The sequence below is a fragment of the Vibrio sp. SCSIO 43133 genome (assembly GCF_023716845.1).
Lineage (GTDB): Bacteria > Pseudomonadota > Gammaproteobacteria > Enterobacterales > Vibrionaceae > Vibrio > Vibrio mediterranei.
In genome coordinates this window covers 2,602,735-2,616,201 of record NZ_CP068024.1, presented here as the reverse complement: position 1 = coordinate 2,616,201, position 13,467 = coordinate 2,602,735, and the positions used below count along the sequence as shown (strand labels likewise).

Genomic DNA, 13,467 nt, shown 5'->3' with positions numbered 1-13,467 from the left:
ATGGCGATAAAGCTTTTGTCTAGAGTTCTGCTAGTGGCAGTTTCATTAGGAGGGGCATCGACGGCGGTCGCCTCTCAAGAAAGTGCTCCACTAAGCGCTTCTGGTTCTCCATTTGACCTAGCTACTACGCTAGGTTCTTTAGTGTTAGTTATTCTGATAATTCTTGGTTTGGCATGGGTGCTAAAACGCATGAAGGTGCCAGCACTGGTCAACCAGCAAGGGCTTAAGATTGTTAGGCAAATTCCAGTTGGGACAAAAGAACGTATTGCTATAGTACAGGCAGGTGAAGAGCAGTTTTTAGTGGGTATTACCTCGCAGTCAATTCAGCTGATTTCAAAGTTGGAGAGGCCACTAGAGGAAGCCGATTTGGCTCAGCCTGCGTTTGCTGCGCAGCTATCGAAACTGATGAAGAAACCGAATTCCCATGACTAACTTAACTCGACTGATTTTCATCTGTTTGACGCTGCTTCTTGCGCCACTGTCATGGGCAGAAGAGGCGGTAGCGACACCAGTACCGAGTAATGCTGCACTAGACACAGGTGTGACTGTCACCGCTATGCAGAATGACCGGGGGGCAGCGGGTAGCGCCTCCTCAAGCTCGTTTGGCACAGGGCCAGGTATTCCGGCGTTCACCATGAAAACCAACCCTGATGGCAGCGAAGACTACTCAATAAACTTGCAGATTTTGGCGTTGATGACCATGTTGGGCTTTTTGCCTGCCATGGTTATTTTGATGACCTCATTTACCCGTATCGTTGTTGTGATGTCGATACTAAGACAAGCGATGGGTTTGCAACAAACACCTTCTAATCAGGTGATTATCGGTATCGCGATCTTCTTGACGTTTTTCATCATGTCGCCGGTATTGAATCAGGTGAATGACCAAGCGATTCAACCCTACTTGAATGAACAAATCACGGCAAAAGAAGCGTTTCAGCAGGCACAAGGTCCGATGAAATCCTTTATGCTGAAGCAGACAAGAGTCAAAGATTTGGAGACGTTTGTTGAAATGTCGGGCTCGACAGCAAAGAACCCAGAAGATGTGTCAATGGCGGTACTGATTCCGGCATTCATTACTTCAGAGTTGAAAACGGCATTTCAGATCGGCTTTATGTTGTTCTTACCGTTTTTAATTATTGACTTGGTTGTGGCGTCGATACTAATGGCGATGGGTATGATGATGTTGTCACCAATGATCGTATCGCTGCCATTCAAGTTGATGTTGTTCGTGTTGGTTGATGGATGGAACTTAATACTGTCCACACTGGCCGGCAGTTTTGCCTTGTAGCTGGAGATAATCGATGACTCCAGAGGTATTTGTTGAACTGTTTAGAGACGCATTATGGATGGTGTTGATCCTCGTCTGTGCCATTGTAGTGCCAAGTCTTCTCGTCGGTTTGGTGGTGGCTATTTTCCAAGCGGCCACTTCTATCAATGAACAGACGCTGAGTTTTCTACCAAGATTGATAGTCACCATATTGGCGTTGATTGGCTTTGCTCACTGGGGCACTCAGATGATGATGGAGTTTTTCTATGAAATTATAGAGAGACTGCCACAGGTACTCTGGTAACAACATTATGGAGTACCCTACCAGCGCTGTACTCGAATGGATCAGTAATTACTTTTGGCCTTACGTGCGTATTTCTGCCATGTTGATGGTGATGTCGGTGACGGGGGCCAACTTTGTGTCACCTAGAATTCGATTGTTTTTGGGGCTAGCGCTGACACTGGCTGTCATGCCTTCTATCCCTGCCGTTCCGCAAACTATCGAGTTGTTTTCTTTCCAAGGCTTTCTTACGGTCGCAGAACAGATACTGATTGGTACTGCGATGGGGATGACGACCGTCTTCATGATTCAGACGTTTGTTATGCTAGGTCAGATCCTCGGTATGCAATCGAGTCTGGGTTTTGCTTCTATGGTCGACCCAGCGAATGGTCAAAATACTCCTTTGCTTGGTCAGCTATTTATGTTCCTAGCCACGATGTTTTTTCTGGCAACGGATGGTCATTTGAAGATGATTCAACTGGTGGTGATGAGCTTTAAGACTCTGCCTATCGGGTCTGGACATCTCTCTAGTGCCGATTTTCGTGAGATGGCTGGATGGTTAAGTATCATGTTCCAAACCGCCTTGAGTATGGCCTTAGCCGGGATTATCGCTCTGTTAACGGTGAATTTGTCGTTTGGTGTGATGACTCGTGCGGCACCGCAGTTGAATATTTTCTCTCTTGGTTTTGCCTTTGCATTGCTGATTGGTTTGATGATCTGTTGGTACATCATGGCTGGCCTGTACAGTCACTACCAATTGTATTGGCTCGAAGTGGAAGGTCAGGTATGTCGCTTGATCGACCTGAACTGTTAAGCGAGTAGGAGGCTGACGATGGCAGAATCAGATGGCCAAGAACGCACCGAAGACGCCACCCCCCAGCGGCTTAAACAAGCTCGCGAAAAGGGGCAGGTGGCACGTTCTAAAGAGTTAGCGTCGGTCTCAGTACTGATTGTTGGTGCGCTTTCGCTGATGATGTTTGGTGAAGGGCTCGCGCGCGCTTTGTTTGGTTCAATGGCTCGGCTGTTTAACTTGAGCCGAGAAGAAATCTACGATTCGACCAAGCTGTTTGATGTGGCACTTGGCGCACTTTCCAGTCTATTGCTCCCACTTCTGCTTATCTTGTTTGTTCTATTTATTGCGGCGTTAATCGGAGCTGCTGGTGTTGGTGGTATTAGTTTCTCTGCAGAAGCGGCGATGCCAAAACTATCCAAAATGAACCCGCTTAGTGGCCTTAAACGCATGGTGGGAATGCAAAGCTGGGTTGAGCTGATCAAATCTATTCTAAAGGTCACGTTGGTGGCAGGGATGGCATTCTATCTCGTTAATGCCTCTAGAGCAGACTTGTTCCAGCTTAGTATGGAAGTCTTTCCACAAAACATTTTTCACGCGCTCGATATTTTACTTAACTTTATTTTGTTGATTAGTGCGACACTATTGATTGTGGTCGCCATCGATATTCCATTCCAGATTTGGCAGCATGCGAATCAGCTCAAAATGACTAAGCAAGAAGTCAAAGATGAGTTTAAAGATACCGAAGGTAAACCCGAGGTGAAGGGACGGATTCGAATGCTGCAAAGAGAAGCCGCTCAACGAAGAATGATGGCAGAAGTACCGCAGGCCGACGTTATTATTACCAACCCGGAGCACTTCTCTGTAGCGCTGCGCTATAAACAGGGGCAAGACAAAGCGCCTGTCGTGGTTGCAAAGGGGATCGACCACATGGCACTTAAGATACGAGAAGTGGCTAGAGAGCACAGCATCTACGTAATTCCTTCGCCTCCGTTAGCGCGTTCTCTTTATCATACAACAGAACTGGAGCAGGAGATTCCAGATGGCTTGTTTGCCGCGGTTGCTCAGATATTGGCGTATGTGTATCAACTTAAACAGTATCGCAAAAAAGGTGGACAGCGGCCGACACTGCAAAACGACCAGATTAGTATTCCTAAAGATATGCGCTACTAGCCCTATTTTCGTCATTATTGTCAAAATAATGACGCTTTTCTTGGCTTAATTCTTGCTTTTTCTTAAGTCATTATAGGAAAAACAATACGCCGCTTAATCTAGAGTGGTAGTGCAGTGATGTAGTACATGAAGTTAACTTTACCTTTTGCCGACAGGTTACCGACGATTCCACGTCGTGCATTACCTGCGATTGGTGCGCCAGTGATGGTTCTTGCAGCGCTTGCGATGATCGTACTGCCGATCCCGGCATTTCTTCTCGACCTGTTTTTTACCTTCAACATCGCGTTAGCGATGGTGGTGCTATTGGTGTCGGTCTATACCCGTCGTCCTCTCGACTTTGCTGCTTTTCCGACGGTGTTGCTCATCGCTACTTTACTGCGTTTGGCACTAAACGTTGCTTCAACTCGAGTGGTGTTACTGTATGGTCACGAGGGAAGTGGTGCAGCGGGTAACGTTATTGAGGCCTTTGGTAACGTAGTGATTGGCGGTAACTACGCAGTTGGTTTAGTCGTGTTTATGATTTTGATGATCATTAACTTTATGGTGGTTACCAAAGGTGCGGGGCGGATCTCTGAAGTAAGTGCACGCTTTACTTTGGACGCCTTACCAGGTAAACAAATGGCCATCGATGCTGACTTGAATGCCGGCCTTATTGATCAAGAGCAGGCTAGAACACGCCGATTTGAAGTAACCAAAGAAGCAGACTTCTACGGCTCGATGGATGGTGCATCAAAGTTTGTTAAAGGTGATGCCATTGCTGGTATTCTGATTTTGTTCTTAAACATTATTGGCGGCTTGAGTATTGGGATGATGCAGTACTCACTCAGTTTTGGTGATGCCATCCAAATCTATACACTATTAACCATTGGTGATGGTTTAGTAGCACAGATTCCATCACTTTTACTCTCTATCGCTGCTGCAATCATGGTAACCCGTCAAAATACTGACGAGGATATGGGACAGCAAGTTGTTTTCCAACTGTTTGATAATCCGAAAGCTCTAACCATTACAGCGGGGATCCTGGGTGTGATGGGTATTGTGCCTGGTATGCCTCATTTTGCATTCTTGATGCTGGCATTGATTGCCGGTTTGGGGGCTTACTGGTTACACAGAAAACAAGCGAAGAAAGAGGAACAGAAGAATCTTCCTGCGGAGATCAGCAGCAATGAAACCTCATCAACGCCTAAGGAGTTGTCTTGGGATGATGTTCACCCTGTGGATGTCATTGGCTTGGAAGTAGGTTATCGACTTATACCGCTTGTTGACCGAGACCAAGGTGGTGAATTACTCGAGCGTGTTAAAGGAGTTCGTAAGAAGCTGTCACAAGATTTTGGCTTCCTCATCCCAGCTGTTCATATTCGCGACAACCTAGAGCTAACACCAAATTCCTATCGAATCACGTTGATGGGAGTCGCAGTAGGTGAAGCAGAAATTCGTCCTGACCAAGAACTAGCAATTAACCCGGGGCAAGTTTATGGTTTGATTGACGGCGAACAAACCATCGATCCAGCATTCGGACTTGAAGCGGTCTGGATTCAGGAAGCACAGCGAGAGCACGCTCAAGCACTAGGCTATACCGTTGTCGACTCATCTACTGTGTTGGCGACTCACTTAAGTCAGTTGCTAACTAACAATGCTGCGCAATTGCTTGGACACGAAGAAGTGCAAAACCTTCTTGAGATGCTGGGACGAAGTGCGCCAAAACTGGTCGAAGACTTTGTACCAGAGCAATTACCTTTAGGAACCGTGGTGAAAGTGCTGCAAAACTTGCTGCATGAAGCAATACCAATTAGAGATATTCGAACTATTGTGCAAACTTTGGCCGAGTACTCCGGCAAGAGTCAAGAACCTGACGTTCTCACAGCAGCGGTTCGAATAGCGCTAAAACGACTAATTGTTCAGGAAATCAATGGAATAGAGCCAGAGTTGCCGGTCATTACGCTCATTCCTGAGCTGGAACAAATATTGCATCAAACAATGCAAGCTTCTGGTGGTGAATCAACCGGAATTGAACCTGGATTAGCCGAACGACTGCAAGCGTCACTAACTCAAGCGACACAAGAGCAAGAGCTAAAAGGTGAGGCAGCTGTGCTGCTGACATCAGGGGTATTACGTTCGACATTGGCTAAGTTTGTGAAAAATACCATTCCTAACTTACGTGTCTTGTCTTACCAAGAAATCCCAGATGAGAAACAAATCAGAATTGTGCAAGCCGTTGGTAATTAGCGGTTTGGATTGAAAATGGATGTAACAGTTGAAAATTAAACGATTTTTTGCCAGAGATATGCGTCAGGCATTACTCCAAGTGAAAGAAGAACTTGGTGCTGAAGCGGTGATCATGTCCAATAAAAAAGTGGCGGGTGGGGTAGAAATCGTTGCTGCCGTCGATGGTGATAGTTCATCATCGGAACCACGTCAGATGCAAAGCAACGCATTGGCGGCACCAACACGTCCACAAAGCGGCTATGACGGTGGTCGTCAGACCAATGATCGTCAGGCTGATGGTAGAAACTATAACAGTGGACGCAGCCTCAAGGACGACGTTGTGAATCTCAATCAAAAAAGTTCAGCAAGCGCGCCTTCGGTCACCGATCGATTTGCCAATATGCTCAAAAACTATCGTGGTGCTGACAGTAACGCGAGTAAAAGCGCATCGACACCACCTGATTCTCTTTCTGCTTTGTTAGAAAGACAATCAGAGCGAGCAAAATCGGTCAGTGACGGTTATCAAAACAGCGATCGCTATCAATACGCTCAAGAAAATCGCTCAGATTTTGACTCTCGCGACAATCGCTCAAGCGTACGTTCCACAGGGCGTCATCAATTTGCTGAAAATAGCACAGATGCACCGCGCCGAGGTTCCAGTCCACGTGACGCGAAAATCGGTGAAGAGCTCGAAGCGATGAAAGAAGATATGTCATCCATCCGTCGCCTTCTTGAACATCAGGTGTCCGGTTTAATGTGGCAAGAAGTCGAGCGCCGAGAGCCACTTCGAGCCATGTTAATCAAACGATTAGAAAGAATGGGTCTGTCTCCAGAACTTTCCGATCAGCTCGCTTGTTATATCCCAGAAGATACGCCGCCTCAAAAAGCATGGAAGGCATTGCTGTCTTTAGTCTCAGATCAAATCGTTGTGAGCAAGCAAGATATTCTGCGCAAAGGTGGGATTGTCGCATTGCTTGGGCCTACGGGTGTCGGTAAAACGACGACAGTGGCTAAATTAGCGGCAAGAGCCGCTATGGAATACGGTTCGGATAACGTAGCGCTAGTCACAACGGATACCTACCGAATTGGTGCTCATGAGCAATTATCCATTTATGGCAGAATTATGGGATGTCCCGTCAGAGTTGCTAAAGATTCTGAAGAACTTGCCGATGTACTATATCAGTTAAGAAACAGACGCTTAGTACTAATTGATACAGCAGGTATGGGGCAGCGAGACGTTAGGCTTTCCGAACAGCTCGATACGCTGATGCAGGAAAGCGGAGAAGTAATACATAGCTACTTGGTGCTACCAGCGACAGCGCAGCGTCAAGTTTTGCAAGAAACGTTAGACCACTTTAGACGCATCCCGTTATCAGGGTGCATTATGACTAAGTTGGATGAGTCGTTAAGCTTGGGCGAATTTATCAGTGTTGTAGTACAAAATGCACTACCAGTCACCTATATTGCCAATGGACAACGGGTGCCAGAAGACATTGTAATTGCGCAGCCCAAATATATGGTCGCGAAAGCGAACGAACTATTAGAGAAGTCGACAGAGAATGAACCCCACTTCTGGAACAGTGATATGGAGGGGGTTTAGGTGCAAGCGAATATGACAAATAACATGATACATGACCAAGCGAGTGGCCTAAGACGTTTGACTCAGCCAACGTTGACGAAGGTAATTTCAGTTACTGGCGGTAAAGGTGGTGTTGGTAAATCCAATGTGACGCTTGGACTTGCAATCTGTATGGCTCGTCAAGGCAAAAAAGTAATGGTGTTGGATGCCGATTTAGGTCTGGCAAATGTCGACGTCATGCTTGGTATTCGACCTAAGAAAAACCTCGGCCATGTATTAGCAGGCGAATGTGATTTAAAAGATGCTATTGTCGAAGGTCCTCACGGCATTCGAATTATCCCAGCGACATCTGGAACGCAGAGCATGACGGAGCTGAGCCATGCTCAACATATGGGATTGATTCGAGCGTTTGGTAGCTTAGAAGAAGAAATGGACGTCTTGCTTGTTGATACCGCAGCGGGCATTTCCGATATGGTGGTGAGTTTTTCTCGCGCAGCGCAAGATGTAGTAGTGGTGGTTTGTGATGAACCAACCTCAATTACCGATGCTTATGCACTTATTAAGCTACTTAGTCGAGAGCATCAAGTTCAGCGCTTCAAAGTGGTGGCGAATATGGTTCGTAGCTATCGAGAAGGGCGAGAATTGTTTACAAAATTGACATTAGTCACAGAACGATTCCTCAATGTGAGTCTTGAGTTAGTCGCATGCATCCCATTAGATGATAAAGTGCGACAAGCAGTGAAGAGACAAAAGATAGTAGTTGATGCATTTCCACGCTCACCTGCTGCTCTAGCGCTAAGTTCTTTGGCGAACAAAGCGTTAACTTGGCCTATTCCAAAAGTACCAAGTGGGCACCTAGAGTTTTTTGTCGAAAGGCTACTAAATAGACCAGAAGCGCTAGAGGAACCGTTTAGTGAATAAAGCTTTGACCTATGACCAACATGCCAATTTGAGTGGTCAGCAAGCTTTCTTAGAGAAGTACTCAGTATTGGTGAAGCGTATCGCCCACCATTTGATTGGGCGACTTCCACCGAACGTGTTGGTTGAAGACTTGATTCAGGCTGGAATGATCGGCCTGATTGAAGCACAAAAAAATTACGATGGCAGTAAAGGCGCGAGCTTCGAAACCTACGCAGGGATTCGGATTCGAGGAGCCATGCTTGACGATATTCGTCGCGGTGATTGGGTGCCACGTTCGGTACATAAACATAGCCGTGATATCTCTCAGGCCATTTCGGTGTTGGAAGTCGAGCTGAATCGAGACCCAACCGATTCTGAGGTGGCTAACTATTTGGGGCTGAGTCTTGCTCAATACCACAAAGCTCTGACCGATATTAATTGTTCGAAGTTGGTGGGAATAGAAGATTTAGGCGTTTCGGAAGATTCTGTCTCTGTTTCAGATGAAGAAGATAATACTCCGTTTCAAGGCGTCGCGGACGATGCGTTCCGTGAAGCGTTAATAGAATCAATAAAATCGCTACCAGAGCGTGAAGCATTAACGTTATCCTTGTATTATGACGAAGAGTTAAATTTGAAGGAGATAGGTGAAGTATTGGGCGTCAGCGAATCGCGCGTTAGTCAAATATTGAGCCAATCGATGCAGCGTCTTCGCACCAAGCTAAGTGCTTGGACAGATAATAATTAATAAACACTGATCTTGCTTTCAGTGGAGGCAATTTTGAATAAAAACATGAAAATCCTTATTGTTGACGACTTTTCAACAATGCGCCGTATTGTCAAAAACCTTCTACGCGACTTGGGCTTTAGCAACACGCTAGAAGCTGATGACGGTTTAACGGCACTACCAATGCTCAAGAAGGGCGATTTTGACTTTGTCGTAACCGACTGGAATATGCCAGGCATGCAAGGGATCGATCTACTACGACACATCCGAGCGGATGAAGAACTTAAACACCTACCTGTTCTTATGATCACTGCAGAAGCTAAACGCGAGCAGATTATCGAAGCGGCGCAAGCCGGTGTAAATGGTTACATCGTTAAACCATTTACCGCAGCAACACTAAAAGAAAAATTAGACAAAATTTTCGAGCGTTTATAACGCGCTCAGCATAGCGAATGGCTATATCAGAATGATTTCATTAGAACAAGCTAAGCAGCTTGTTGATTTGTTGGAAAACGACAAACAACAAGAAGCCAATGAGCTGGTCATGATGATTCAAGGCGGCAACGAAAGTCGAGTACTTCAAGAAGTTGGCGCTCTGACTCGTGACCTGCACGATGCTTTAAAGGAATTCAGCATTGATACGCGTCTTAATGAGATCGCCAATGATGAAATCCCTGAAGCTCGCGACCGCTTAGAATACGTCATCAACAAAACGGAAATTTCTGCCAATACCACAATGGACGCGGTAGAACGTTGTCTGCCTATGGCGGACAATCTCCATGAATGTTTATTGCAAGTTCGTCCACAGTGGAACGAGCTAATGCATGGCAGGCTTGAGCTAAAACAATTTAAAGACCTGTGTCATCGTATTGATGATCTACTTAGTCAGGTGGAAGGGGATGGTACCGAACTGCGTACTCAGCTCACCAACATTCTAATGGCGCAGGATTTTCAAGACCTTACTGGACAAATCATTCGCCGCGTTATCACTTTAGTCAGTGAAGTGGAAACGAGGCTGGTGGAAATCTTGAAAGTGTTCAGTGACGAACAACAACCAATAACAACAAAACCAAAGCAGGCACCAGTTGGCGTCGAGGGACCGATTATTAACCCTCATGAGAGAGACGATGCCGTCTCTTCGCAAGACGAAGTCGATGATTTGCTTTCGAGTCTTGGGTTTTAGGGGTGGACAATGAGCTACGAATTAGATGAAGAGATTCTACAGGACTTTCTAGTAGAAGCGGGTGAGATACTCGAGTTGCTTTCAGAGCAGCTAGTCGAACTAGAGAACAATCCTGAAGATAAAGATCTTTTGAATGCGATATTTAGAGGTTTCCACACCGTAAAAGGTGGTGCAGGATTTCTAGCATTAACTGAACTTGTTGATACCTGTCATGGTGCGGAAAACGTCTTCGATATCCTTCGAAACGGCCAGCGCTCAGTGAATGCCAGTCTAATGGATACCATGCTTAAAGCGTTAGACACCGTTAACCATCAGTTCCAATCAGTTCAGAACATGGCTCCGATTGAACCGGCCGATCCTGCACTACTAGAGGAACTTCATCGCCTAAGTAAGCCAGAGTCCGCAGATGAGGCCGTAGCTCCTAAGGTTGAAATCCCAGAACCTCCGACCGTCTCTGAGCCAGAACTCAGCGTAGTTGAATCTTCAACGGTGGCGCAAGGCGACTCCATCGATGACATTACTCAAGATGAGTTTGAGCGTCTTTTAGATGAGCTTCATGGCAAGGGGAGTGGCCCGAGTAAAGTTGCTGCTGCGCCTGCCATCTCTGCGGTGGATAGCGCGCCTGTGGCACCAGCGGAACTTAGCTCGTCAGACATTACGGACGATGAGTTTGAAAAACTGTTAGACGAACTACATGGTGTCGGGAAGGGACCTTCTGCGGCAGATGTTGCCCCGGCAGTGACCCCTGTAGCTGCTTCTAAGCCAGAGGTTAAAGAGACACCAGCAGGGTCTGGCGGCGGTGATTTGATGACGGACGAAGAGTTCGAGAAACTGCTGGATGAATTGCATGGTGTTGGTAAGGGTCCTTCTCCAGATGAACTGGATGTAGCAACAAAACCTGCATCTCAAAACGTTGCACCAGCGACGATCGAGCCTAAAGTAGCAGAACCTGCTAAAGCGGCGGCCCCGGCTGTTGCGCCAGCCCCAGAAAAATCCTTACCAGCGGAAAGCAAGAACACGGCTGTGCAGGTCAAGAAACCACAAGCCGAAGCAACAGTTCGTGTTGATACTTCAACACTGGATACCATCATGAACATGGTTGGTGAGCTGGTGTTGGTTCGTAACCGCTTGGTAAGTCTTGGTCTCAACAGTAATGATGAAGAGATGTCTAAAGCAGTCTCCAATCTCGATGTTGTGACAGCAGATCTGCAAGGTGCGGTAATGAAAACCCGCATGCAGCCTATTAAGAAAGTCTTCGGTCGCTTCCCACGAGTGGTAAGAGATTTAGCGCGTAGCCTTAACAAGGACATTGTTCTTGAAATGCAAGGTGAAGATACCGACCTCGATAAGAACTTAGTAGAAGCCCTAGCGGATCCACTGATTCACTTGGTTCGAAACTCGGTTGACCATGGTGTGGAGATGCCAGATGTTCGTGAACAGTCAGGTAAATCTCGCACGGGTAAGATAACCCTTTCTGCCTCGCAAGAAGGTGACCATATCGAACTTGCCATTATTGATGATGGCGGTGGTATGGACCCTGAGAAGCTACGAGCTATCGCAGTAAAACGTGGCATGATGGACGAGGATGCAGCCTCTCGTCTAACCGATAAAGAGTGCTTTAATCTTATCTTTATGCCGGGCTTCTCCAGTAAAGAAAAGATCTCGGATATATCGGGTCGTGGCGTAGGTATGGATGTGGTGAAGACCGCCATTAATACCTTAAACGGCTCTATCGATATTGACTCAGAACTCGGTAAAGGCACCAAAATTACCATTAAAGTTCCGCTCACATTAGCGATACTTCCAACCTTGATGGTGGGCGTGGGAGGTAATCCATTTGCACTGCCTTTGGCAAGCGTGAACGAGATTTTCCACCTAGATTTAAGCCGTACCAATGTGGTTGATGGTCAATTGACCATCATTGTTCGTGATAAGTCTATTCCTCTGTTCTATCTGCAAAACTGGCTCGCACCACATGCGGGTCGCGCTGAGCAGCGTAAGGGTCATGGGCATGTGGTCATCGTTCAGATAGGCAGCCAGCGTGTTGGCTTTGTTGTGGATACTTTGATCGGCCAAGAAGAAGTGGTGATTAAACCGCTAGATAGCCTATTACAAGGTACGCCGGGCATGGCAGGCGCAACCATTACTAGTGATGGTCACATCGCATTGATATTAGACGTACCTGACTTACTCAAGCAGTACGCAGCAGCATCGCGTATCTAATTTAGGGAAGTCTATGTCACTTAAAGTACTCGTCGTCGACGACTCAAGTTTTTTCCGCAGACGTGTTAGCGATATTATTAATGCAGCCCCTCGATTAGAAGTGGTTGATGTTGCTGTGAATGGCAAAGAGGCAGTCGAAAAGGCACTGTCTCTGAAACCCGATGTGATCACTATGGATATAGAGATGCCAGTTATGGATGGCATCTCTGCGGTACGTGAGATCATGGCGTCTCAGCCAACCCCGATACTTATGTTCTCGTCTTTGACGCATGAAGGCGCCAAAGCGACCTTAGATGCATTGGAAGCTGGTGCTTTAGATTTCTTACCAAAGAAATTTGAAGATATTGCGCGCAACAAAGACGAAGCCGTCAGCCTATTGCAGCAACGTGTGCAGCAAATTGCTAGCCGTCGCGCGTTGTTACGCAGAACACCTATTCGCCCAATATCAAGGCCAGCGGGCACATTAACATCGAGAACAGCCGCTTCACGTGTTGAACCTTCAATGAGTGCTGTTAAAGCAACCGCGCCAGCGACCCCTGCAGCACGGTTTCGTGCCAGTGGTAAGTCGTATCAGTTGACAGCAATCGGAACTTCAACGGGCGGACCAGTCGCTCTGCAAAAGATCTTAACCAAGTTACCTGTTAATTATCCCCACCCGATTCTGCTTGTACAGCATATGCCAGCGACGTTTACTGCAGCGTTTGCAGCACGCTTAAACTCTCTTTGCCAAATTACGGTCAAAGAAGCGGCGGATGGCGATATGTTACAACCAGGTGTTGCCTATTTGGCGCCAGGCGGAATGCAGATGATGCTCGAAGGACGTCCTGGTAATACCAAGATCCGCATCATTGATGGTGGCGAACGCATGAATTACAAACCCTGTGTTGATGTCACCTTTGGTTCTGCCGCTAAGATCTATCAAGACAAAGTGTTGTCGATGATATTAACTGGAATGGGTGCAGATGGTAGAGAAGGCGCTCGTATGCTCAAAGCTGCAGGGTCAACGATTTGGGCTCAAGACGAAGAGTCTTGCGTGGTTTATGGCATGCCTCAGGCTGTAGCGAAAGCAGGTATTTCGACGGAAGACCTGCCGTTGGAGCGCATCGCCGAACGTATTTTAGTAGAGCTCAAGAGGCACTAACT

13 protein-coding genes are annotated in these 13,467 nt (G+C 46.8%); all 13 read left to right on the top strand.

Features of this window, described 5'->3' with window-relative positions; genetic code table 11:
- Entirely contained in the window at window positions 1-432 is a 432-nt protein-coding gene (fliO, locus tag JKJ11_RS12265) for a flagellar biosynthetic protein FliO (RefSeq protein ID WP_252038258.1), read from the top strand.
- Window positions 425-1,288: a flagellar type III secretion system pore protein FliP gene (gene fliP, locus JKJ11_RS12260; RefSeq protein ID WP_240206857.1), complete on the top strand. Its 864-nt coding sequence runs from the start codon at window positions 425-427 to the stop codon at window positions 1,286-1,288. The genes fliO and fliP overlap by 8 nt, the downstream gene beginning before the upstream one ends.
- A 13-nt stretch (window positions 1,289-1,301) precedes the next feature.
- Window positions 1,302-1,571 carry a flagellar biosynthesis protein FliQ gene (gene fliQ / locus JKJ11_RS12255; protein ID WP_006069973.1) on the top strand — a complete coding sequence of 90 codons (270 nt, stop codon included), beginning with the start codon at window positions 1,302-1,304 and terminating at the stop codon, window positions 1,569-1,571.
- Between the two features lie 7 nt (window positions 1,572-1,578).
- Window positions 1,579-2,361 carry a flagellar biosynthetic protein FliR gene (gene fliR / locus JKJ11_RS12250; RefSeq protein ID WP_006069974.1) on the top strand — a complete coding sequence of 261 codons (783 nt, stop codon included), beginning with the start codon at window positions 1,579-1,581 and terminating at the stop codon, window positions 2,359-2,361.
- An 18-nt stretch (window positions 2,362-2,379) separates the two neighbouring features.
- Complete coding sequence (gene flhB, locus JKJ11_RS12245) at window positions 2,380-3,510, top strand: flagellar biosynthesis protein FlhB (RefSeq protein ID WP_006069975.1); 1,131 nt, start codon at window positions 2,380-2,382, stop codon at window positions 3,508-3,510.
- Window positions 3,511-3,636: 126 nt separating this feature from the next.
- Window positions 3,637-5,736, top strand: a complete 2,100-nt coding sequence (gene flhA / locus JKJ11_RS12240; RefSeq protein WP_006069976.1) for a flagellar biosynthesis protein FlhA — start codon at window positions 3,637-3,639, stop codon at window positions 5,734-5,736.
- A 28-nt stretch (window positions 5,737-5,764) separates the two neighbouring features.
- On the top strand, window positions 5,765-7,315 hold the full coding sequence (flhF, locus tag JKJ11_RS12235; protein ID WP_252038257.1) for a flagellar biosynthesis GTPase FlhF: 1,551 nt from the start codon (window positions 5,765-5,767) through the stop codon (window positions 7,313-7,315).
- Window positions 7,316-7,327: 12 nt separating this feature from the next.
- The gene (locus JKJ11_RS12230) at window positions 7,328-8,215 is read left to right on the top strand and encodes a MinD/ParA family protein (RefSeq protein ID WP_031495379.1); all 888 of its coding nucleotides are present in this window, start codon (window positions 7,328-7,330) and stop codon (window positions 8,213-8,215) included.
- Window positions 8,208-8,939 (top strand): RNA polymerase sigma factor FliA, encoded by a 732-nt coding sequence (locus tag JKJ11_RS12225; protein ID WP_006069979.1) that lies wholly within the window; start codon window positions 8,208-8,210, stop codon window positions 8,937-8,939. The genes JKJ11_RS12230 and JKJ11_RS12225 overlap by 8 nt, the downstream gene beginning before the upstream one ends.
- 45 nt (window positions 8,940-8,984) lie before the next feature.
- Window positions 8,985-9,353: a chemotaxis response regulator CheY gene (cheY, locus tag JKJ11_RS12220; RefSeq protein WP_006069980.1), complete on the top strand. Its 369-nt coding sequence runs from the start codon at window positions 8,985-8,987 to the stop codon at window positions 9,351-9,353.
- Window positions 9,354-9,384: 31 nt separating this feature from the next.
- Entirely contained in the window at window positions 9,385-10,101 is a 717-nt protein-coding gene (locus tag JKJ11_RS12215) for a protein phosphatase CheZ (protein WP_006069981.1), read from the top strand.
- Window positions 10,102-10,110: 9 nt separating this feature from the next.
- Window positions 10,111-12,324 carry a chemotaxis protein CheA gene (locus tag JKJ11_RS12210; RefSeq protein ID WP_252038256.1) on the top strand — a complete coding sequence of 738 codons (2,214 nt, stop codon included), beginning with the start codon at window positions 10,111-10,113 and terminating at the stop codon, window positions 12,322-12,324.
- Window positions 12,325-12,337: 13 nt separating this feature from the next.
- Window positions 12,338-13,465, top strand: a complete 1,128-nt coding sequence (locus tag JKJ11_RS12205; RefSeq protein WP_239940878.1) for a protein-glutamate methylesterase/protein-glutamine glutaminase — start codon at window positions 12,338-12,340, stop codon at window positions 13,463-13,465.
- The last annotated feature ends 2 nt before the right edge of the window (window positions 13,466-13,467 follow it).